The 18,688-nt window shown below is 65.9% G+C and carries 18 protein-coding genes and 2 pseudogenes; all 20 read right to left on the bottom strand.

Annotation, left to right across the window (positions count from 1 at the left end; all coding sequences use genetic code 11):
- Positions 1-113: 113 nt before the first annotated feature.
- Complete coding sequence (locus ACM1PE_RS25365; protein ID WP_003454808.1) at positions 114-863, bottom strand: TIGR03747 family integrating conjugative element membrane protein; 750 nt, start codon at positions 861-863, stop codon at positions 114-116.
- Positions 860-3,019, bottom strand: coding sequence for a type IV conjugative transfer system coupling protein TraD (traD, locus tag ACM1PE_RS25360; protein WP_003454810.1), 2,160 nt, complete (start codon positions 3,017-3,019; stop codon positions 860-862). Before traD ends, ACM1PE_RS25365 begins: the two co-directional genes overlap by 4 nt.
- 20 nt (positions 3,020-3,039) lie before the next feature.
- Complete coding sequence (locus ACM1PE_RS25355) at positions 3,040-3,606, bottom strand: integrating conjugative element protein (protein ID WP_059889462.1); 567 nt, start codon at positions 3,604-3,606, stop codon at positions 3,040-3,042.
- Positions 3,603-4,202, bottom strand: coding sequence for a transglycosylase SLT domain-containing protein (locus ACM1PE_RS25350; protein ID WP_033873711.1), 600 nt, complete (start codon positions 4,200-4,202; stop codon positions 3,603-3,605). Before ACM1PE_RS25350 ends, ACM1PE_RS25355 begins: the two co-directional genes overlap by 4 nt.
- Positions 4,187-4,918: a TIGR03759 family integrating conjugative element protein gene (locus ACM1PE_RS25345; RefSeq protein ID WP_003454822.1), complete on the bottom strand. Its 732-nt coding sequence runs from the start codon at positions 4,916-4,918 to the stop codon at positions 4,187-4,189. The genes ACM1PE_RS25350 and ACM1PE_RS25345 overlap by 16 nt, the downstream gene beginning before the upstream one ends.
- A 9-nt stretch (positions 4,919-4,927) precedes the next feature.
- Positions 4,928-5,572, bottom strand: a complete 645-nt coding sequence (locus ACM1PE_RS25340; RefSeq protein WP_003454833.1) for a hypothetical protein — start codon at positions 5,570-5,572, stop codon at positions 4,928-4,930.
- Positions 5,569-6,180 carry a PilL N-terminal domain-containing protein gene (locus ACM1PE_RS25335; RefSeq protein WP_003454835.1) on the bottom strand — a complete coding sequence of 204 codons (612 nt, stop codon included), beginning with the start codon at positions 6,178-6,180 and terminating at the stop codon, positions 5,569-5,571. The genes ACM1PE_RS25340 and ACM1PE_RS25335 overlap by 4 nt, the downstream gene beginning before the upstream one ends.
- A gap of 160 nt (positions 6,181-6,340) precedes the next feature.
- Positions 6,341-7,585, bottom strand: a pseudogene (locus ACM1PE_RS25330) (helicase-related protein); the annotation flags it as partial.
- 82 nt (positions 7,586-7,667) lie between these two features.
- The gene (ltrA, locus tag ACM1PE_RS25325) at positions 7,668-9,386 is read right to left on the bottom strand and encodes a group II intron reverse transcriptase/maturase (protein WP_057386398.1); all 1,719 of its coding nucleotides are present in this window, start codon (positions 9,384-9,386) and stop codon (positions 7,668-7,670) included.
- A 616-nt stretch (positions 9,387-10,002) separates the two neighbouring features.
- Positions 10,003-11,040 (bottom strand): annotated as a pseudogene (locus ACM1PE_RS25320) (DEAD/DEAH box helicase family protein); the annotation flags it as partial.
- 132 nt (positions 11,041-11,172) lie between these two features.
- Positions 11,173-12,291: a DUF6094 domain-containing protein gene (locus tag ACM1PE_RS25315; RefSeq protein ID WP_003454847.1), complete on the bottom strand. Its 1,119-nt coding sequence runs from the start codon at positions 12,289-12,291 to the stop codon at positions 11,173-11,175.
- A 67-nt stretch (positions 12,292-12,358) separates the two neighbouring features.
- Complete coding sequence (locus ACM1PE_RS25310) at positions 12,359-13,015, bottom strand: hypothetical protein (RefSeq protein WP_003454850.1); 657 nt, start codon at positions 13,013-13,015, stop codon at positions 12,359-12,361.
- Positions 13,016-13,516: 501 nt separating this feature from the next.
- Positions 13,517-14,344, bottom strand: coding sequence for a DUF932 domain-containing protein (locus ACM1PE_RS25305; protein WP_003454853.1), 828 nt, complete (start codon positions 14,342-14,344; stop codon positions 13,517-13,519).
- A 137-nt stretch (positions 14,345-14,481) separates the two neighbouring features.
- Positions 14,482-14,751 carry a hypothetical protein gene (locus ACM1PE_RS25300; RefSeq protein WP_003454871.1) on the bottom strand — a complete coding sequence of 90 codons (270 nt, stop codon included), beginning with the start codon at positions 14,749-14,751 and terminating at the stop codon, positions 14,482-14,484.
- Between the two features lie 7 nt (positions 14,752-14,758).
- Positions 14,759-15,151: a hypothetical protein gene (locus ACM1PE_RS25295; RefSeq protein ID WP_003454873.1), complete on the bottom strand. Its 393-nt coding sequence runs from the start codon at positions 15,149-15,151 to the stop codon at positions 14,759-14,761.
- A gap of 101 nt (positions 15,152-15,252) precedes the next feature.
- Positions 15,253-15,882: a DUF3275 family protein gene (locus tag ACM1PE_RS25290; protein WP_003454876.1), complete on the bottom strand. Its 630-nt coding sequence runs from the start codon at positions 15,880-15,882 to the stop codon at positions 15,253-15,255.
- A gap of 111 nt (positions 15,883-15,993) precedes the next feature.
- A complete protein-coding gene (locus tag ACM1PE_RS25285) occupies positions 15,994-16,557 on the bottom strand; it encodes an STY4534 family ICE replication protein (protein WP_003454879.1) in 564 nt (187 codons plus the stop codon).
- A gap of 298 nt (positions 16,558-16,855) precedes the next feature.
- Positions 16,856-17,200, bottom strand: a complete 345-nt coding sequence (locus tag ACM1PE_RS25280) for a hypothetical protein (protein ID WP_003454883.1) — start codon at positions 17,198-17,200, stop codon at positions 16,856-16,858.
- A 143-nt stretch (positions 17,201-17,343) separates the two neighbouring features.
- On the bottom strand, positions 17,344-17,709 hold the full coding sequence (locus ACM1PE_RS25275) for a DUF3085 domain-containing protein (RefSeq protein WP_003454886.1): 366 nt from the start codon (positions 17,707-17,709) through the stop codon (positions 17,344-17,346).
- Positions 17,710-17,784: 75 nt separating this feature from the next.
- Positions 17,785-18,582: a hypothetical protein gene (locus tag ACM1PE_RS25270; RefSeq protein WP_003454887.1), complete on the bottom strand. Its 798-nt coding sequence runs from the start codon at positions 18,580-18,582 to the stop codon at positions 17,785-17,787.
- Positions 18,583-18,688 lie beyond the last annotated feature (106 nt).

Genomic DNA, 18,688 nt, shown 5'->3' with positions numbered 1-18,688 from the left:
GAGTGGCCACATGGCCTCGAAGATGTAGGGTGGATGCAGTGTCAAAGGTCAAAAGATGTTTGGTGTCGATGAGTCGCCATGAAGAGTGAGACGGAGATTATCTTGAACCGCTTTCACAGATACTTCTTGAACGTCGCCGACGCGATGCACACCGCGACGCCGAGCAGCGCCGCGCTGGGCAGCAGGATCAGCAGCGGATGCACGCTGACCGGCAGCGCGAGGTAAGTGACCCAGGGCAGCACCGCCAGCGGCATCAGGCTGGCTCTCGCCCGGTGGTAGACGAAGCCCGATTCGCGGCCGGCGCCGAAGCCGCGCACGTCGCGGCGCACGAGCCCGTCCACCAGGCCGGTGAAGGCCGCCATCAGGAACAGCGGCAAGGTCAGGACCAGCACCAGCAGCCGCACGAGGAACACCAGCACTGTGTACGCCGAGGCGATCAGGTAGCTCTCGACATGCACGTAGAGCTGACCGATGTAGTAGCGGAAGTCCTGCGCCTGGCTGCGCGCGCCGGCACGCGATTGCGCCGCCGCGTCGCGTATCCAGTCCAGCAGGCCCGTTTTCACGAACAGTCCTTGGTTGGCCCACTCGACGAGCTGGAGGGCGCTGCGCCCCGGCTCCTGCACCAGCACGCTTTGCGTGAAATGCTCCGAGACCTGCGACAGCTCGTAGTTCAGCATGCCCTGCGCATGGCGCCAGCCCTGCTCGGGCCAGAAGAAGTGCATGCCGATGCACTCGATCGCGATGCACAGCACCAGCGAACCGGCCAACACCCCGAACAGCCGGAACGGGAGCGTGATGAGGCCTGCGATCAGGCCCTGCTGGCGAACCTGCTGGCGCTGGACGGCGACGGCGGGGTCGCTCATGCCGTGGCCCCTTCATCCGCGCTGGCCATCTGCTTGAAGTCGGCCAGCAGATCGTCGGGCAGCGCCTGGTCCTGCAGGCCGGGAAGCCCCTTGTTGTCCCACCACTCGCCGGCCTCGACGTAGTGCTGCCGCATGTAGCCGGCCAGTTCCTGCAGATCCTTGGGCATGGCCTCGTCGGGGTCGGGCGCCGGCAGTGGCATGCGCACCTTCCACAGGTGGCCGCCCTCGATCAGCGCGAAGCATTGGCCCTTGGGCAGGCCCACGACGTGCGCTGGTTCGATCAGCGGCACGCTGTTGCTGCTGATGCGGTCCTGCGTGTTCGACGTGAAGGCGGTGTTGCCGGTCGGGTCTGAGCTGTCGGTGGCGCCGCTCATCACCGTCGTCGTGTAGACCTCGACCTTGGGCAGTTGGCGCGTCAGCAGTTCGGCCGTGGTGGTCTCGCGCACGCGCAGCATGAACAGGTTGTTGAAGTTGCCGACGACCTGGCCCGCCTTCGCGCGGTTGCCGATGCGCGCCTCGATGTCCGAGAGGGTCTGCGTGTAGGCCGTGACCTGGACGCCCGCGCCGCCGCCCTTGTTGACCATGGGTATGAACTCGTCGCCCATGAGTTCGTTGAACTCGTCGGCATGGACGTTGATGGGCACCTTGATGCCCGTCGCGGCACCCGGCAGGCCGTCGTCGATGCCGAACTTGTAGATGTGACCCGCGACGGATACGAGGTCGGAGAACATCGAATTGCCGACCGCCGCCGCGACTTCCGCGTCCGACAGTGCATCGAGGCCGACATAGACCACGGCCCGCTTCCTGATGATCTGCATCCAGTCGAAGATCGGGCGTGGGTCGGCGAGGTCCGAATAGTTCGGCGCCAGCAACTGCGCGATCTTGCCGGTGGTCAGCTTCTCCAGCAGCGGTAGGAGCGATGCGACGATCTTGTCGAAGTACGTCCTGTCGTAGCGCACCGCGCTGCGCAGGCCGTCGAGCACAGGGTCGTAGATGCGCACCTGCGACAGGTACTGCTCCAGCGCGACGACGCGCTTCTCGCGGCCGATCATGTTGCGCGGGATGTTCTTGTCGTTCAGCTTGGCTTCGAGCTGGACGATGACCTCCCAGGCCTTGGGCTCGTTCCGGGCGAAGTAGTGCTGGGCGTACTCGATGAACAGCGCATCGATGTTGATGACATGGCGCTGGATCAGCAGGTAGTCGGGCCGCTGCCCCAGCTCGACCAACGCCCGCGCGATGATGTTGACGAAGCGCCAGGCGAACTCGCGGAACGCCGCGCTGTTGCCTTCACCGGAAAGCTGGCCGGCGATGCGCGTGGCAACTTCCGAGATGCGCCCGAAGCGTCCCACCGCGTTGTAGCGCGCGGAGATGTCCGGCCAGCCCAGGTGGAACACATAGAACTCGCCCTCGCGCCCGGCACGCTTGGCCTCCACGTACATGCGCTTCAGGAGGTCCGCATCGCCTTTGGGATCGAAGACGATCACGACCTCGTGCTGTCCGTTGAGCTTGCGCCGTATGTCCTGGGTGATGAACAGCTCGGCCAACCTCGTCTTGCCGACGCGGGTCGTACCTAACACCAGGCTATGGCCGACGCGCTCGGCCAATGGCAGCGTGACGTCGACCTCGTGCGGTTCGATACCGTGTAGCCGCGGCATACCGCCCACCGGCGGCAGCGGACGCGCCGGGTTGAGCGGGTTGTCCCAGGCCAGGGCCTTCGCCATCTTGGACAACGGGTACGGCGCGAACTCCAGGCGCTCTTCCATGCGCCGCGCCATCCGGTAGATCGCCGTCGGCTCGACGTAGCGTCGGAACTCCGGCCGGTAGGTCTGCATCAGCCGGTGCGTGTGGCGCTGGTCCCAGCGAAAGCCCCGGCCGACGAAGAGCCGCTGCTGGCTGACCGGCACGTCGCGGCTGGTCATCACATAGCGCGGCAGGCGCCGGATGTTGCGCCGGTAGCGCAAGATGGCCCAGGCGTCGTGCAAGCGCAGCGCGCCGAAGGTCAGGAAGGCCAGCGCGCTGCCCAGGCCCAGCAAGGGGCTCAGCGCGAGCGACCACGGGGCCACCAGGCACAGAAACGCGGCGCCCGCACAGACCGCGACGGTGTATAGCTCCACCGCTGGCCGCAGCAGGACTTCGACGGCTTGGGACTGGGCCATGGCGGGCGCTTCACGTCACGTCAGGGCTCGATGCCCGTGGCGGTGATCAGCACCGGGTAGTGCTTGATGCCCAGGCGTTGCGCCAGGTCGTCGCCCGAGACGGGCAACAGCACCAAGCCCGGCGCGAGGCGGCGCAGCGCGGCCAGTGCTTCGGGTGTCGCGACGTTGACCACCAGCCCCACGGCGCGCAGCGCCTGTAAGTCCTTGCCCCGCTGTTGGAGCCAGTCGCGCGAGCGGTCGTCGTCGCCGACCAGGAACAGCGGCGTCAGGCCCGGCGCGCGGATCACGCGGCGCGGCTCGTCGCCGGGTGTCAGCCGCATCGAGCGCACCGGCAGCATGGCCGCCTCGGCATCGGTCGGGCCGCCAATGCGCGGCCTGGATTGCGGCGCTGGTTGCGGCGTGGCTGGCTGACTGGGCTGCGCATCCTGCGGGTTCAAGGCCCGGTAGTGCGGCAGTGCCGAGCTGCCGCCCTTGTCCTCGACGACGATCAACGGCGGGGAGCTGCTCTTGATGACCGGGCCGCGGCCCTGTGCGTGGGCCGTGGCGGCCAGCAGTGCCGCCATGGCGGCAAGGAGGATGCGGTTCATGACATGGGGCTCCGGGCAGTGGGAAGTGCAGCGCCCGGCCCGAGCACGCGGGTCAGGTGCTGGTGGACACTGCGGCGGTAGCGGGCGGCAGGCGCCCCGCCCGCGGGGCGGTGGTAGCGGCCGATGGCGATCAACCAGTCCTCGCCCGGCGTGTGCTGCTCCTGCAGGATTTCCGCGGCGATGGCGAGGTTGCGGTACGGGTCGAGCAGTTCGCAGGGATGCTCGTAGCGCTGCGCGTGGTAGCCGAGGTTGACTTGGCCGAGTCCGGCGTCGATGCGATTGGCCGGCACGCGGGCGAGCGCCTGGCGAATGCCGGCGCAGGCCCCGGCCCGTGTGGCGTAGCGTTCGGCGCGGCCGGCGACGTTGAGCGTCCAAGGCCAGGGGATCAGGCGGCCACGCAGCCGCGCGCCGCTCTCCTGCAGCGCCACCGCGTACAGCACCGGCGACGGCACACCCGCCTGCTGGGCGGCGAGCTGGTAGGCGGGTGGTGGCACCTCCTGGCCGAAGGCGATGGCCGTGCAGGCGCAGAGCACCAGGGCCACTGCCGCGCGGCCGGCGCGGCGAGCCAAACTCGATGCCGCTATTGGCGCTGCCATTGGCCGTTGACCTCGCGCACCACGGCGGGCAGATCGCCGGGCAGGCCGAGTGACAGCCAGCGCCCGGCGTCATGGTTGAGCGTGATGGCGCGCGAGCGCACGCGGCCGGCGTCGATGCCAGCCTGCGTCGCCCACTGGCGGATGCGGGCGTCCTCCTGGCGGCTGCCGACCATGTAGAGGTCGAAGGCGGTGCCGGCCACCTGCAGCTGGCGCACGCGCTGCTCGCACGACGGGCACTCGGCCTTCACGAAAACCGCCAGCCGGCCCGAGCCCCGGTTGCCGGCGCCCGGCGCCTTCGCACCCGGCATGTTCACGCGCTGCTGTCCCGGATAGAGCCGCTTCCACGCCGCGTCGTAGGCCCGCTGGTAGGCCAGCGTCTTGCCCACGCGCTTCGATTCCGCCTGCACCTGCAGCTCCGCATAGCGGTTGCGTTCCTCGTCGCTGCGCGCCTCGATGCCCAGCGCCGTGAGCGGATCGAGGTTCGGGGAATAGATGCCCAGCGGCCCCTGCATCAGTTGGCGGTAGCGCGCCCACTCATCGGAGCGCAGGCCCCAATCGCGCGCCAGCCGTTCGTCCAGCGCGGCGTCGCTGCTGTTCTGAATCTGGGCGGGCACCGTGCGCGAGGACGCGACCGGCGCCGACTGTGCCGAGGCCGTGCCTGCCGTTCCTGCGACAGCGGCGAGGATGGCGGCGAAGCAGATCGCGGCGTGCTTCATGGCCGGCCCCTACGGCAGCGCGAGGCGCTGGGTCTGGCCGTCCACGCGGAACACGGCGGCGCGTGCCTCGATCGCCAGCAGATGCCACGCGCCCACGGCATCGCCTTCGCGCAGCAGCCACACGTCCAGCACCGACGACGCCTTGGGTGCCGTCACCGACAGGAAGCGCTCGCCGCCGCGCAGCTCCACACCCACGACGTTGAATGGCGGTTCGGGCACCTTGGGCTTGGCCGGCTCGGCGGTGCGCTGGGGTGCTGCGGCAGGCGCGGCGGTTCGCTTCATGCGGGCTTCGATGTCGCCCACGCGGGCCTGCAGCGCCTGCACGTCGCCGGCATGGGCGTCTGTGGCCTGGGCCTGCTCCACCTGTGCCAGGCGTTCGTCCAGCGCCTTGCGGGTGGCCTCGAAGTCGGGCTGGGTGACAGGCTTGGGCTGATTCTTCGAGGTCGCCGCCTGCTGTTCGAGTTCGGCGACGCGCGTGTTGAGCGCCTGCACGTGCGCGTCCTGGGCGCTGGCCTGGCTCTGCTCGCTCAGGCGCGACAGGCCCACGCTGTTGACCACCGCGAGGATGCTCACGAGCAGCAGCCACGCGGCCGCTGTGATCTTCAACCAGCGCGCGCGGCCGGCATTCTCGTCGGGAAGCTGCGGGATGGTCATGGCTGGGCCTCCTGGGGCACATGGGGATCGGCGGGTTCGTCGGCCGGCGCGCTCGGTGCCGGAGGCGCGGGAATCGGGCTTGCACTCGGCGCACGCGCAGTCGTCACGCGCGCGAAGCACACCGCGCGCGCAGCGTCATCGACGGACAACTCCCAGGCCGGCCCGGCGAGCGCCAGCAAGGCATCGCGCAACGGCAGTGGCCCGAGCCGCAGATGCGCCGCCGGCAGCGGCAGCGTGAACAGCGAAGCGGCGTCCGGCGCGTCGCAAAGGCGGTAGCCGGTGCGCAGCAGCACGTGCCGTAGCGCATCGCCGACGCTCGCGTCCAAGGTCGGCGGAATCGAAATCTCGATCACCTGCCGCAGCAGGTCGCGCTGCGCCGGCTCGGGCACCATCTCGACCAGCGTGTAGCGCCCGTAGCGCGCCACCGGGATCAGGTTCGGCTCAGACTCCGGGGCGATGGCCCTGACAAACGCCGAAGGCTCGGGCGCGGTGGCAGCGGCCGTCGGGGGATTCGCCACGCCCGTGGTGGCGCAGCCGGCCATCAGTACGCAGCCGGCGAGCAATGCAGGCACAGCCAGGCGGTGGGCGACGCAGGTGAGTGGTTGCATGGGGCAAGTTCCCTGGAACACGGAGCCCTCACCATCGCCGCCGCGAAGCGTTCGGGCAGCAAACAAAGGGAACTGGCAGGCGCCCGACTTCATCGCGCGCCATCGATGCACGGAAAAAAGAAGCCGGCGCCCCGAAGGGCAGCCGGCGTGGGTGGGTGGATCAGGCCGCGACGAGTTGCCGGGCCAGTGCTACCTCGACGGAATCACCGTCCTGGTTCAGCACGTCCAATCCCGACTCGGGCACGTCTCCCGACGTGCTCTGCGAGACCATGATCTTTCGCGCCATCAGCCCCAGGCAGGTCATCTGCGAGGAAGCCGCATAGCCGAGGTAGATCACGAGAACCGGCAGCTTCTGGCCGATGCGCCATGAGCGCCGGGCCGCCTGCTGCAGGCTGTAGACGTTGTAGCCCGACTGCATGAACACGATCGTCGGAAACTCCAACAGGTCGAGACCCGTCTTGACCAGCTCCGGGTTCGTGATCAGCACGTCGATGCCGCGGTCCAACTGCTCGGCGATCCAGTCCTCGCGGCGGGAGGCATCCACGCTTGCGCGCAGCACCGCCACCTTGAAGCCTTCCTGCTCCAGCAGCACCTTCAGGCGCGACGTGGTGTCGCGCGTGCCGGTGTAGACCGAATAGACCAGCGTCTTGCGACCCGCAGACTTCTCCTGCTTGCAGATCTCGATCAGCTCGCGCTCCTTGGGCATCACCTCCAGCTCGTTGAACTGAGCCGGAACGAAGGCCAAGGTCTGGCGCGTGCGCGGGTGCACCACCGCCTCCGACCGGAAGCAGCAATCCGGCCAGGCCAGCAGCACGTTGAGGACCACGCCGAGCAGCGTCGTGTCGCGCTTCGCCAGCGCTTCTTTCATCGCTGTGGTCAGCCGACCTGACAGATCGCGATAGGCCGCGGCTTGCGCCGTGTCCATCGCCACCTCGCGGAACTCCTCGTCGTAGGGCGACAGCACATTGCCGCCGATGTCCTTCAACTTGAGGAAGACCGTGAACGGCAGCACGCAACGCAGCACGCCCTTCGGGCCGAAGCCCGGCGCCTTGACGGTGCGCACCGAAATCTTGTTGCCCTTGGCCGTCTTGTGCGCCGTGCCGGTGCTCTCGGAATAGATGTCCTTGAGGACGCCGTGATCGCGCATGAACGCCATCGCGGCCGAGGTCATGCTGCCGCTCTTGGTCGGGCGGTAGCCATCTTCGATCATTCGCCCCGGCAGGGCTCGGAACAGCAGGTGGAAAAGGTCGTCGCCGTAGCCGCCCATCAGCGTGCCGGTGAGCAGCAGCGTCTTGCGTGCCTTGGCCGCCAACACCCCCATCGCTTGGCCCTGTGCGGAGCCGCCGTTCTTGTACTCGTGCGCCTCGTCGGCGATGAGCAGGTCGAACGTGCCTTGCGGCAGGTAGTCGGGTAGGGACAGGCCATTGCTGGCCCATCCCCCCCTAAGAACCGTACGTGAGAGTTTCCCCTCATACGGCTCAAGCCTTTCAAAGCCCGCTTTCGCGAACCGGCTTCACCACCTTGAGACCATTGACATGAATCTGGTTATGACAGTTCGGATGCACCATGATGAGATTGGTGTTCCCATCTTTTCCGCCATCGACCCGCCGGATGATGTGGTGGACATGCCACCCCGTCTCCTGCGTGATCAACTCTTGGCAGATCGGACAACGACGATCCTGTTCCAACCAGAGGTTGATGAGCTTCTTCCTGCCCCTCAGTGAGTTCTGCATCTTGAGGCTTACACGCTCCTCAAAGTACGTCTCCCACGTCGGGTCGAATGGATTGGCTTCCAACTTGATTGGCCGGTGTCGCCGAATGGGCGTATCCGTTGCCTTCCGCAGTGACGACAGGATGGGATTCCCATCAGGGAACCTTTCACCCGTTGCCGCCGCAAATACCCAGTTACGGGTGCCTACGGAGTGGAAGTAGCGCTGCTTGATCCAGACGCTGCTTTTCTGCGGATGCCGACGAACGGCCCACTGCCACAACACACGCCAAATCTCATGATCGACACGCGCGAACGTCGCTTTGGACACGACGTGCTGGTGATAATTCGCCCAGCCTTGGATCATTGGGTTGAGCATCCGAATCAGCCGAGGCTGATCCAGCGCCTTATTGCCTTTGACAGCCGAGCGCACTTTCTCCAAGAAGGTCGCCACGTTCGCGTTCGACGGCTTGATCAACAGCTTGCCGTTGTACTTGCGCACGTTTTGTCCGAGGAAGTCGAAGCCCTCGTCGATGTGCGTGATCTTGGTCTTCTCGGGTGAGAGCGTGAGCCCCCGTTCCCGCATGAAGTCCTTGATGATCGGCATGACCTCCTGCTCCAGTAGCTCTTTCGAGCGTCCCGTCACAATGAAGTCGTCCGCATACCGCACATAGTTGACCATCAAACGGGTCTGTACACCGTTGGCGTACCGCTTTCTTCCGAACGCGGCATCCAGTTTGGCTTCCAGTCCGTCGAGGACGAGATTCGCCAGGGTTGGCGAGATGATGCCCCCTTGCGGGGTACCGGCTTCAGTTGGAAAAAGTTGCCGATCTTCCATGTATCCGGCCTTGAGCCACTTTTTCAGGATCTCGCGATCCGTCGGTGCATGACCCATGAGCCAGTCATGGCTGATGTTGTCGAAGCAGCCTTTGATGTCGCCTTCGAGAACCCATTGCGGTGCCACCTTCTTGGACAGTGCCGTGAAGCACTGTTCGATGGCGTCCGCCGTGGATCTCTCCGGTCGGAACCCAAACGAGCGTCCGTCCGCTGTGGTCTCGGCCACGGGTTCAAGAGCCAGCAGGTATAGCGCCTGCATCGCCCTGTCTCTCATGGTCGGGATACCCAGCGGTCGCATCTTCCCATTGGCTTTAGGAATATAGACACGCTTCAGCGGTTGGGGACGATACCCGCGCCGCTTGATTGACAACATGGCTTGAGACTTGGCTTCCGGGGTGGACCACGTGATGCCATCCACACCCGGCGTCTTCTTGCCTTGGTTCTCGGTGACTCGTCTGACGGCTAATGCTTTGCCGCTGAACGAGTGGGTCAGAATCCACTGCAGGGCTTTCACCTTGCCGTGTTTTCCTTGCCGTGTCGCCTTTACGATACGCGCTTGGAGCCTTCGCACCTCACGGTGACACGCAGCCCAGTCGATGCTGTGCCATGTGACCGATTCGTGTGAGGGCGCACCCGCGCAAGCAATTTCTTGCGTAGTCATCTGCATTCCCTCTTGTAGAAGGTTGGACAAGTTTTCTCGTAGAGAAAGACCAAGTGGAAGTCTGCCCGCTTTCGCGTGGGGTGATGTCGCCTTGCGGCTCAACCCCTATCCGCCCCATTACAGGACGGCATTCGCTTTCTCCACATTCCTTTACCCGCACCGCCAACAGCATTCCTTGCGGTCTGCCTGCCCCGAAGGGCAGCGATACGGGCTTACCGTGTTTCACCTGAGTAACGAGATGGGTTAGACCCTGCCTTTCCACCGGCGGTCATGATGTCCGTGTGCCCCCAAAACGGATAAAGGGCAACCGACCGCATACCTTTTGGTTCAAGCCTGTCAGCATCTTTGGCTTGTTGTTCATAACGGTGTTTAACAGCAGTTCACTTGCGTTGGTCATACCACCCAGCCTAGCGCTGTAACCGCATTGATGCTCGCAGGTAACACCTTGCCTCACGGCATCGGTGCGGCCCGAAGGCCCAGCTACATTGTCTCGGCAGCTTCACACAAGACCGTTACCAGTCCTGCATGTGCCGGTAGGCTACTGATGACGGAACATCAGGTTCCTCGGCGGGGTTGCCCCCGTTGGAACAATTACTCAGGCGACTTCACGTCGCACGCGCTTGATGAACTCGGACGGCTGGTAGCCGCCCTCGCCGAAGCCGAACTCCATGTTCGCCATCGCCCGCTCCATGCGGTGCGCTTGGCGATCCGAGAAGACCAGCTCGCCGTTGGCATCCATGAGGTTGATGAACTCGTGGATGTTGTCGCCGAGCATGGACGCCAGGAAGGAGTCGCCGAACTTGCGCATCAGCTTCTGCGCGGTGACTTCCCCGATGGTCGGGATGCGCTGCAAGGCTTTGAAGACGGCCGTGGACTGGTCGCTGGCGGACAGGCTCCTCGGTCGCATCAGCGTCCACAGCGGTGCGGCGCAATGGCTGCACCGGCGGCGGTAGTCCTCGGCTTCGAGTTCGACCGGGTTGATCGGCTCGCCGTCGAGGTTGGTGATGACCTGGCCGCAGTCCGGGCATGCGCCTACTTCGCCGTGCCGCGTGCGCCGCACGTTGAAGACGGGCTTCCAGTGGAAACCCATGCGCATCCGCACGCGCCCGAGCACGAAGAACTCCTGGCCGCGCGCCGGTACGCCCAACTGCTCGCGCAGCTTGATGAGCTTGACCAGCGTGTCCGGGCCGTTGAGCACCCAGACCTTGGCACCGGCCACCGTCTCCTGGATTTCGCGGCGCCACTTGTAGACCAGGTGGGGCGGCGACAGCACCAGAGTGCGGCGGTAGCCTTCGGCGTGCAGCACGGCGGCCGTGGCGATGCCGACGGTCGTCTTGCCGCAGCCCATCTCGCCATTGACGATCGCGGCGCGTTCGCCACGGTCGGCCAACAGCTCGGTGACGGCATGTACCACCTCGGCCTGCGCCTGGAACAGCTTGCGCTTGAGACTGGCCAGCACGAGCTGGCGGTGCGACCGGGCCTGGCCGGTGTAGACGGGAGGGTTGGCGCGGTTGAGCGAATCCAGCAGCTCGTCGCCGAACTCGGCGACGAAATCCTGAAGGCTCAAGGCCAAGGGAGAAGCGGCCGCTTCGAGCAGGTCGCCCTGGATGGGCGTGCTGTCGGCGGCGGGAACAACGTCGGTATCGAGGGACATGGTGATGCTCCAAAGAAAATGGGGCATGCAACTCCCCTGCGGGGCGATGGCATGCCCCGGGGTGGGAAGAGGGGAACGGCGCGAAGCCGCAGTGGAAGAACAGATCGACGGCGAACCGTCAGGGAACAGCGATCAGCGGATGGTCAACACCTCGCCGCAGGTCGGCGAGCCTGGTGTCATGTCCCAGGCACGGATGACCGGCACGAACTTGTCGGTCAGGATGCGCGTCTCGGCCACGGAGCCGTCGTCGCGTTCGGTGTATTCCGTCTGCAGCGTCTTCTCCTTGTGGGTGTCGCCCTTGACGACGAGCACGCGGCCCGTCTTGGACTTCACCACGCCGGAGATCGCGCCGGCAGCAAGCGCCAAGGCAAGATGCCAGTGCGACAAGGCCCGCGCCGGAGGCCGCAGCGATTGCTGCGCGGCGCCCAGGTGCGTGTCGAGCGTCGGCCAGAGCCCTTGCAGCCGGCCGACTTCATCGGCGAACTGCTCGGGCTCCATCGTCACGCGGTAGAAGTGCTCCGGCTCGGCCGGGCTGGCAGGCACCGTGTACGGCAGGAACGGCCATTCGACCGGCAGCTCCTCCGCTTCGGCGTCGCCTTGCCCGATCTGCAGCAGCAGCGCGCGCGTGGCTTTGACCGAATCCGATGCCTGGTCGCGCTGACGAACACGGCGGCCGAAGATCACCACCTGCTTGAACTGCGCTTCCACCGCGCGGTAGATGCGCAGATCGGCGAAGTGCCGGGTCAGCCACCCGACCAGCTCGGCATCGAGCACGTAGTGCGGCACGATGTAGATCAGCACGCCGCCGTACTGCAGCAGTGGCAGCGCCTTTTGATAGAACAGCTTTTCCAGCCGCGCGCGGCCCTGGCCCTGGTAGCCGACGTTGCCGTTGGTGTCCTTGGCCAGGTCGCCATACGGCGGGTTGAGCCACAGCAGGCCGAAGCTCTGCCGACTGATCAGCGTGTCCATCAGGTCGCCGTGGATGCAGCGATCGACCAGTTGCCGGGCGTGGTGCGCACGCTCGGCCTCGTACTCGACGGCGAAGGCCTGGACCTGCTCGCGCCCGAGGGCGTGCGCGGCTTCGGCGATCGCCACGCCTTCGCCGGCGCAGGGATCGATGATGCACAGCGGCCCGTTCGAGGATTCGGCGGGCGCCAGTGCGGCGAGTGCTCTTTCGAGCGTGGGTTCATCCGTGGGGAAGTACCCGTTCTTGACGAAGTTGCGGGCGAGCCGCGGGAACATGAGGGCCATGGGAATCTCCTGGCATTGAAGATGAAGGGATGCGGACATGCGCGCGTGCATGTCCGATGCGAAAACCTCAAGCCACCGCTTCGAGCGGTCGTGCCGAAGGGGTGCGGCTGGCGGGTGTGCCCGCGACGAGCGCGCCGCTGCGGATCAGGCCGCCCAGCACCTGGGTCAGCGTCGGCACGTCGATGGCGAGTCGATGGCCCTCCAGAGGTCCGAGGGCGAACGGCAGGCGCGTCAGCATCGACTTCGCCTGCAGCAGCTCCAGCACGGGTTCGCGCCAGGGATCAAGAAGCGGCAGCGGGCAGGTATCCCGCACCAGCTTCCACAGCCGGTCGAGCCGGTGCGTGGAATCGCGAGGCAGGAGCGCCAGCGCGCTGGCGTTGGCCTTGTCGGGCTTGACGCAGCGCCGATCGAACAGCCAGATGTTGGTCAGCGAGCCGAACAGCGTGCGTCGGTAGGCGCGTGCGCTGCGCTTTTCCAGGTTCTCGACGTTGCTGACGAAGATCGGAATGCTCGCGCCCTGCTCGGTGATGAGGTGGAACTGATCCAGTCCCTGTTCGTCCCGGCCCAGGGTAAGGCGGGCCAGGAATTCCTGGACGGCGGTGTCGCGCGCCCAGAGGGAGATGAAGACCAGGTTGCCGTTCTCGTCACCGACGACGCCATCGGCCATCAGGTCGGGGCATTCGTCGATGCGATAGAGCGTCTTAGGGGAAGAAGGTGCAGGCATGGTGATGTCCTCGAAGTGAGCGGAGACAGCACCGCCCGCGAGGGCAGTCACTGCCCCAGGGGGATGGAAGAAGACGCGGTGAGCGTCGTGGTGAAGAATCAGACCGTGCGTCGCAACGCGCCGTAGCCTTGAAGGTCTGGGCTACCTGGGCATGTTGTCGGCAACGCCGACGGACATGGGACATAGCCTGCGCTAAGGTGCGCGTGTCGCGGGAGCGGAAAACCGACCCGGCGCGCAACCCTGTTTGCTCTGGCGCATCGCCCGCGGCGCCGGAAGGACGGCCACAAAAGAAAACCGCCCCGGGGACACCGAGGCGGCAAAGATGACTGCTTGGCTCAGGGAGGAAAAGCCAGGGAGGTATGCAGTCGAACCGCAATTTTCGCGGCGGCAGCGAATTGCCGCATTAGGGTTACACCGAGCCAAACTGAACGTGGTGCGCTGGCAGCACAGCGCCGCCAAAGAAAAAGCGGACCATGCCGCGAGGCACGATCCGCTTGTGGGTCAGGCTTTGAGCTGACGCAGGCCATCCGCGAGCAGCCAAAGCGCCCGGTTGAGCCGGACGTTCTGGTCGATGCCCTGAACGGGTCGCGTGCGCTGCTGGCGCCCGTTGGCGGCACAGCCGGTCAGGCCGCCCTTGACAAGGTTCTCCTGAACCCGGTTGAAGACCGACCAAAGATCGGCACGGTTGTCGTCGAAACGACGAGGCCGCAGGATCTGCGTCTCCGTGATGGGCAAGGCCTTGCCCGACTCGTCGTACTTTAAGGTCAGCGCCGACCTGGCGAAGACTTCGGCCTCGCCGTCGTCGAGGGTGATGACGCGCATGGCGTCGCGCGAGTCCTGCACGCGCTCGAAGCCGTGCAGCACCTCGTAGGCGCCTTCGATCACGTGATCGGTGACGTTGCCCTTGTGGGGCACGCGCACGTCGGCGAAGGTGTCGCCGCACACCAGACCGTTGTGGCAGACGAATCTGAACATGCCCGCGAGCATCTGGTAGCTGCTGGTGCCGTCGTGCGAGTTGAGCAGGATGATCTCGTTCGCCTCGGCGCCGTTGATCTGGCTGGCGTGGCGAAGGCGCAGCATGTGCTTGGTGTAGTCGCGGCGATCCTCGTGTCGCACGCGGGTCTGGCACACCATGAACGGCTGGAAACCTTCTCTGCGCAGTTCGGTCAGCACAGCCGCCGTGGGGATGTAGCTGTACCGTTCGGAGCGGCTTTCGTGCGGGGTGTCCGCGAAGATGGATGGGGCCACGGTGCGAATCTGATCGTCCGACAACGGATGGTCGGCGCGCAGCACCGGGGAACGAGGGGCGAAGCGGGATGCGAGTTGCATGATGATCTCCTTGCGGAATGGAGCAATCGGCATCCAGCGGCCGAGGCCGGATGCGCGCGATTGCGTAGGACGAAGAAAAGCCCTGCTGAACAGGGCCTGATGAAAGGGATGAAGAAGTGCGCCGCGTGAAGGCCGGCCTATGGGTTCGGAACCGGCTCCCAGCCGCGGCTGTGCGGGTTGAAGCAAAGCGCTTCCTGGCCTTTGAGGATCGGCGTGAAGCCGTCGAGGAAGACGTGTCGCAGGTACAGCGCGCGGTAGGTCAGTGCCTGCCACGCCTGTTCTTCGCTCAGGCCGTTGGCGATGAAGTGCTCGCGCAGTTCGTCGTCGTCGGAAACCTCGTTGTTGGCCAACTGGTCTTCGACGAAGCGAAGCAGCTCGGGCGGCAAGGACGACATGAGGGTGTCCATGTTCGCCTCAGTCGGTGGCTGCATCGCCGGCCGCTTTGCGCGTCGGCTGCTGGTGGAAGGCATGCACCCTTGCGCGCCAGGTGGCGCAGCGCTGCGGCGCCATGTCGAGATAGCGCAGCGGGCACGAGTAGTAGTACGGGTGCTCGGCCTCGACCAGGAACTTGTAGCCCCATTCGCGGCCCTCGCTTTCCAGCAGATGGCAGCCGATCAAGGTGGCCGACTCGCCGGGTGCGAGACCCAGGACGCCGGCCTGCTTGGCGGTGACGCGCGCCACCGTCCACAGCACGTTGCCGACCAGCGTGTGGTCGATGACCTCACTGCGCGACCGCTCGGTTTCCTCGGTTGCGGTCAGCTCGCGGATCAACTGATCGCGCGTCAATCGAACGAATGTCCAGCCCATGGAATGACTCCTGTGAGAAAGGGCCGGAGTCCTCCCGCCGGGGAAGGAGCCCCGGCGGGTGGTGGAAAGCCGCAGGCATGCGGCGTGAAATGGCGATGAGATCAGACCCTGGTGAGGTGCCAGTCCTGGGACAGCGGAGCGAACTCGTAGCCCAGGTCGCCGAGGCGGTCGCGCTGCTGACGCAGCACGCGCCGATCCACGGTGGCATCGAGCTTGACGACATCGCCCAGCGGCCAGAGTGTGCCGAACAGCGCCGCGTCGCCGTCGTCGTCCGCATGGGCCGTAGCCTCGGCAGACGCAGCAGCCGGCTCGCTGCCGAACGGCGTGGTATCGACCAGCGGGTCGCGCGAGCTGCGCGCCTTCTTCCGGCCGGCCGCCTTGGGGGCGGTCGTCGGCGTCGGCGTGGCGGTCTGCGCTTCCTCGTCGATCGGATCGACTTCCTGCGGACTCAGCCGGCGGGCGTCGTCACGGCTCAGGGCGTCGATGTTGGACAAAGTCATCCCACCCAGGAGGGCGCGGATCTCAATGACCATGCGGCCGTTGGCGGTGTACGTGGACGGGCGAATCTCCGCGATGGCGAAATCGCCCTCGTACTTGCCTTCGGCGTACTGGTCGAGTTCGGCGTTCTTCACGACGAACTCGCCGATGGAGGTCGCAAGGCGCCCGACGTTGAAGTCGCCGTTACGGCCGTGGATGGTCTTGATGGCCAATTGGCCGGGAATGGTGATCATGAAGAACTCCTGCGGACGAAGCTGCGATCACGCACACGGCCGTCATGGCGACGGTCGCATGCGCACGCGAGTGGGAAGAAGACAAGGCCCCAGGGGACGGGGCCTTGCGGATCAGAACGACTCGGCAACTTCCAATGCAGGCGCATCGGCAGTGGCTTCGTCGGCAGCTTCGGCGGCGGGCCTGGCGGGCTCGAACGCAGCGGCTTGCGGCTCAGCGAACGTCGCGGGGACATCCGTGTTACGCACGTCGCGTTCGTCGCGCTGGTCGGCATCGGTCGGCTTGGGCTCGGCCTTGTAGACGAGCTTGCCGTCGACCTTGATCCAACTGACGAACAGCAGGCGGGCCTTGAAGCTCACCCCCTGCTCGCCGGCACGCTTGCCCTTGGAGTAGGTGAAGGTGTCGGCCCACAGGTCGCCCAGACGGAAGCCGATCATCACTTTCTTCTCGGCATCGACCGCTTGGATGCAGCGGCGCACGAGGTGCTGCGCTTCGGAGCCCGAGACGCGCGTGTCGAAACGCACGTAGGCCACGTCATCGCTGGGGCCGTTGAGCGCCGCGATGTCGCAGGCCAGGAACGCATCGCCTTTCTTGGGCTTCACTTCGCGGATGCGATTGAGATACCCGAGTCCGGTGATGTGCAGGTCGAAGTAGGACTTGTCGGTGGAAGTGGTCATGGTGAATCTCCTGAGAACAATGAGGCGGAGACACACCCGACCCAAGGCGGGGAAGGTGTGGAACCCCCGCGTGGGTTGAAGGAACAGCTTGGGTGGCATCACCATCGGGAGAACCGATGGCTGTTCGCGCTGGGATGCCGGAGCGAACTGGTTGATCAACGCGGTCGGAACCGCGTCGCAGTCTTGAAGATCGAGACTGCCTGGGCATGCTGCTGACGGGCGTCAGCGGAACATGGCGGCAGCGTGGCGCCAGGCGCGCGCCCGCGCGAGCGGCAATCGGCACCGGCGGCTGTCCGCATTAGTGGCACCCTCTCGCCACCGGGTTGGGCAGGTACTGCCGCTTGCGGACCAGCATCTCGAAGGGCTCGCCCGCGCGGCTGGCGGTATCGAAGTCCACCACCACGAAGCCCGGTTCGATGGGCCGGTACTCCAGCCAGTGGATCGGCACTTGCCAGTGCTCGGCGCAGTCGCGCACGAAGCGCAAGGTGGCTTCCACTTCTTTTCCGGTGTTGGCGAAGCAGACGACGGCATCTGCGGGCAGGCCGCCGTTGGCTTGCAGCACGCGCCAGAGCATGTACGCGCTGGTGCGGCCGCCGCTGAAGCTGATGCAGGTCGGTTGCTCGATCTTGAACGGGTCTCGCATGCAGGCGTCACCAGGCGGTGGCACCGGCAGATGCCGGCGTGAGCGGCCCGAGCCGGACTGGAGACGAGCGCGTGCGATGCGGCCATGGGCCGCGGCACGAGATAAAGAGAAGCCCCCGTGAAGGGGGCTGGGAAGCAGTACGGTCAGTGGCCGGCCGGTGCAGCGGATACCGCCTGCATCGACAGGTGCGTGACCGTGGCCGACACTTCGAGGTCGTCCTCGCTGTGCAGGATACGGGTGAGGACCCGTTCCTGCAGGGCGAAGAACTCGCCGAAGTCGTCGCCGCCGAATTCGGCGCGCGCCAGTTCCCACCAGTCGTCGAACGCATCGACATCGGGGTTGCAGCCCACGGCGTAGGCGATGGTCTTGCGCCGCCCATCGGGCCGGCTCTCGCCGTGCTCGGCCATGAAATACACGCCCTGGTCCTTGACCAGGATGACGCGGCACTGGTTGGCCGCCGCCTCGGCAAGCACGGGCCGAAGCTCGGTGCCTTTGAATCGAACAGTCATGGAAGTGGTCTCCAACGGTGAAGGAAGAAGGTTTCCCGCCGCGAGGACGGGAAGCCGCTTGGGGACGTGAGGGGATCAGTGCTGGACGGGCTTGCGACCGGACAGGCGCTGTACGCGGATGAGGCGCCAGCTCCCGTCGTCGATCAGCCGCTCCAGCACCTGGCCCAAGGTGTCGAAGAACACTTCATCGACCCGCTCGACCAGCTCGCCTTCGCGATGCAGCTCCACCGCGTAGGTGTCGAGGCCGCGTTCGTAGAGCACGGTGACGCGCCCCTGGAACTTCGCCGAAGCGACGGTGAAGCCGATGGCCGGCGGCGTGGCGATGATGTTGCTGGGGCTCGGATCGACCACCGTGAAGTCCCGCGCGCCGGCATCCACCAGCAGGTGCGTGATGCGGCGGAATCCATCGGGCGCGGGCAACTGCTCCAGTTGGTGGATCAGCTCCTGCAGCTCGGGGCACTGCGGCTCGGGGATCGGCAGCTTGGCCGGCGCGGAACCCAGGATGAGCCGCTTCACCGTGTACGGCTGGCCGTCGGCGGTGAACTCAGTGCTCTCCTCGGGCGTATCCGCGCGCAAGCCGTCGAAGCGGCGCCGCGCATACGGTTCGACCTGCACCTTGGCGCCTTCGTCGGGCACGTCGGTGACGAGGGCCTTGTCGAGCACCGCGAACTCGGCCCGCCCCGTCTTGACGACGATGGCCTCGTCGGTGGTGGCGATGACCTTGCCCTCGAAGGGCTTGGGATCAACGTGGAAGCCCAGCGTCGAAACCTTGGGCTGGCCGTCGAAGATGTTGAACTTGAAGCTGCGGACGTTGGAAGGCACGTGGCCGCGAACCAGCGTCGGCATCTGTGCGCGGATGGCTTGGGTATCCATGGAAGACTCCTTGTGGCAACCAAGGGACTTCCGCCCGCAAGGGAGGTGTGTCCCTTGGGGGTGAGGTGGATGGACGCGACATGCGCCCGGAGAAGGAATAGCAACC

Origin of the sequence: Achromobacter sp. PD1, from assembly GCF_048541815.1 — a bacterium.
GTDB classification, from domain to species: Bacteria; Pseudomonadota; Gammaproteobacteria; order Burkholderiales; family Burkholderiaceae_B; genus Achromobacter; species Achromobacter bronchisepticus_A.
The sequence above is the reverse complement of the archived record's forward strand: the minus strand, read 5'-3'. Positions and strand labels throughout refer to the sequence as shown.

Excerpts from the sequence above, each read along its gene's own strand:
- ACM1PE_RS25310 (WP_003454850.1), bottom strand. The coding sequence starts at position 13,015 with ATGCCTGCACCTTCTTCCCCTAAGACGCTCTATCGCATCGACGAATGC.
- ACM1PE_RS25280 (WP_003454883.1), bottom strand. The coding sequence starts at position 17,200 with ATGCGAGACCCGTTCAAGATCGAGCAACCGACCTGCATCAGCTTCAGC.
- ACM1PE_RS25295 (WP_003454873.1), bottom strand. The coding sequence starts at position 15,151 with ATGGGCTGGACATTCGTTCGATTGACGCGCGATCAGTTGATCCGCGAG.
- ACM1PE_RS25270 (WP_003454887.1), bottom strand. The coding sequence starts at position 18,582 with ATGGATACCCAAGCCATCCGCGCACAGATGCCGACGCTGGTTCGCGGC.
- ACM1PE_RS25355 (WP_059889462.1), bottom strand. The coding sequence starts at position 3,606 with ATGAACCGCATCCTCCTTGCCGCCATGGCGGCACTGCTGGCCGCCACG.
- ACM1PE_RS25315 (WP_003454847.1), bottom strand. The coding sequence starts at position 12,291 with ATGGCCCTCATGTTCCCGCGGCTCGCCCGCAACTTCGTCAAGAACGGG.
- ltrA (WP_057386398.1), bottom strand. The coding sequence starts at position 9,386 with ATGACTACGCAAGAAATTGCTTGCGCGGGTGCGCCCTCACACGAATCG.
- ACM1PE_RS25345 (WP_003454822.1), bottom strand. The coding sequence starts at position 4,918 with ATGAAGCACGCCGCGATCTGCTTCGCCGCCATCCTCGCCGCTGTCGCA.
- ACM1PE_RS25290 (WP_003454876.1), bottom strand. The coding sequence starts at position 15,882 with ATGATCACCATTCCCGGCCAATTGGCCATCAAGACCATCCACGGCCGT.
- ACM1PE_RS25300 (WP_003454871.1), bottom strand. The coding sequence starts at position 14,751 with ATGGACACCCTCATGTCGTCCTTGCCGCCCGAGCTGCTTCGCTTCGTC.
- ACM1PE_RS25305 (WP_003454853.1), bottom strand. The coding sequence starts at position 14,344 with ATGCAACTCGCATCCCGCTTCGCCCCTCGTTCCCCGGTGCTGCGCGCC.
- ACM1PE_RS25285 (WP_003454879.1), bottom strand. The coding sequence starts at position 16,557 with ATGACCACTTCCACCGACAAGTCCTACTTCGACCTGCACATCACCGGA.
- ACM1PE_RS25335 (WP_003454835.1), bottom strand. The coding sequence starts at position 6,180 with ATGCAACCACTCACCTGCGTCGCCCACCGCCTGGCTGTGCCTGCATTG.
- ACM1PE_RS25365 (WP_003454808.1), bottom strand. The coding sequence starts at position 863 with ATGAGCGACCCCGCCGTCGCCGTCCAGCGCCAGCAGGTTCGCCAGCAG.
- ACM1PE_RS25275 (WP_003454886.1), bottom strand. The coding sequence starts at position 17,709 with ATGACTGTTCGATTCAAAGGCACCGAGCTTCGGCCCGTGCTTGCCGAG.
- ACM1PE_RS25350 (WP_033873711.1), bottom strand. The coding sequence starts at position 4,202 with ATGGCAGCGCCAATAGCGGCATCGAGTTTGGCTCGCCGCGCCGGCCGC.
- traD (WP_003454810.1), bottom strand. The coding sequence starts at position 3,019 with ATGGCCCAGTCCCAAGCCGTCGAAGTCCTGCTGCGGCCAGCGGTGGAG.
- ACM1PE_RS25340 (WP_003454833.1), bottom strand. The coding sequence starts at position 5,572 with ATGACCATCCCGCAGCTTCCCGACGAGAATGCCGGCCGCGCGCGCTGG.